General features: G+C 68.5%; 1 protein-coding gene. It reads right to left on the bottom strand.

Annotated elements, in window-relative coordinates; all coding sequences use genetic code 11:
• A partial coding sequence (locus QSK30_RS36565) for an IS30 family transposase (RefSeq protein ID WP_502871946.1) occupies positions 1–1,421 on the bottom strand: 1,421 nt, incomplete at its 3' end.
• Positions 1,422–1,423 lie beyond the last annotated feature (2 nt).

Raw genomic sequence — 1,423 nt, 5'->3', positions numbered from 1 at the left:
CCGGGTTGTTGGAGCGAGCGTAGCTGTTGGTTGAAGACCTCGGCTGGGGTCTTCCAGTCGAGGCTCTTTCGGGGTCGGTTGTTGAGTGCGAGAGCGACGGCTTCGAGGTCCTCGGCGGACCAGCGGGAGAGGTCCGTGCCTTTCGGGAAGTACTGGCGCAGCAGCCCGTTGGTGTTCTCGTTCGTCGGCCGCTGCCAGGGCGAGTGGGGGTCGGCGAAGAACACCTTCGTGCCCGTCTCGAGCGCGAACTGGGCATGTGCGGAGAGTTCTTTGCCGCGGTCCCATGTGATCGTCTTGCGGAGCTGTTCGGGAAGTGTGGTCATCGTCGCGATGAGCGCGGCGTTCATCGCGACGGCGCCATAGCCGCCCAACGCAGGACTGTTCTTGACGGGCGGGTTCTCACCCCAACCCTCCAGGCGGGGCAAATGCACCAGCAGCGTCAAGCGGCTCTTGCGTTCGACGATCGTGCCGATCGCCGACCGGCCGGCGCCGATGATCAGGTCGCCCTCCCAGTGCCCCGCAACGGCGCGGTCAGCGGCTTCGGCGGGCCGCTCGGAGAACACGACGTCGGCACTGACATGCCCTTGCGGGCGGTTCTGTACTCGAGCCCGTGGCCGTCTCAGAGCGCGGCCTGTTCGCAGGCAGGCGACGAGGTCACGTTTGAGTGCGCCACGGCCCTGGATGAACAGCGACTGATAGATCGCCTCATGGCTGATGCGCATGGACTCGTCATCGGGGAAGTCGAGCTTCAGCCGGTGCGAAATCTGTTCCGGACTCCACGCGGTCGCCCACCGCCGATCCTGCCGATGCGGCTTGCTCAGCCCCTTCCACGCCGGCGGCTCTGGCCCGACGACGACGGTGCCATCCGGCCGGCGGACGTTGCCGGCAAGGCGCTCCTGGACGTACTCACGCAACCGGTCCTCGGCCGCGAGCCTCGCCGTCTTGGGACGCTTTGCCGCCTGCTGAGCCTTCCACTGCGCCACCAGCGCCCGGTACTCCTGCTTACCGCCTCGGGTGGCCGCGTTGCGGCGCAACTCGCGAGAGACCGTCCCAGGGTCGCGCCCGATCGCACGCGCGATCGCACGCACGCCGAACTGCTTCGCGCGCAGCAACGCCATCTCCTCACGCTCCTCGAAAGACAGATAGCGGCCGGTAGGCGCAGCGAGCGAGATCGGTGGCATGCCACCAGCGTGGCGAAACCAGCGGATCCCGACCGGCACGGACACACCCACCGCCACCGCAGCCTCGGCCGACGTGATGCCCGTCGCGATCAGACGCCAGAACTGCCGCTGCACCGCCCGCGAAGGCTCAGGCCGCCCGGGCGAGCGCATCGCGGGCCGCAGCGCCCGATCCGCGCGCCACTGCCGACGAGCACCCTCCGGCGCATCGCTGGTCTTCTTGCTCCAGTCCGCCGTCGCCATCG

Source organism: Actinokineospora sp. NBRC 105648, from assembly GCF_030269645.1.
Classification (GTDB): domain Bacteria; phylum Actinomycetota; class Actinomycetes; order Mycobacteriales; family Pseudonocardiaceae; genus Actinokineospora.
This window is presented reverse-complemented; position numbering and strand designations above follow the sequence as displayed.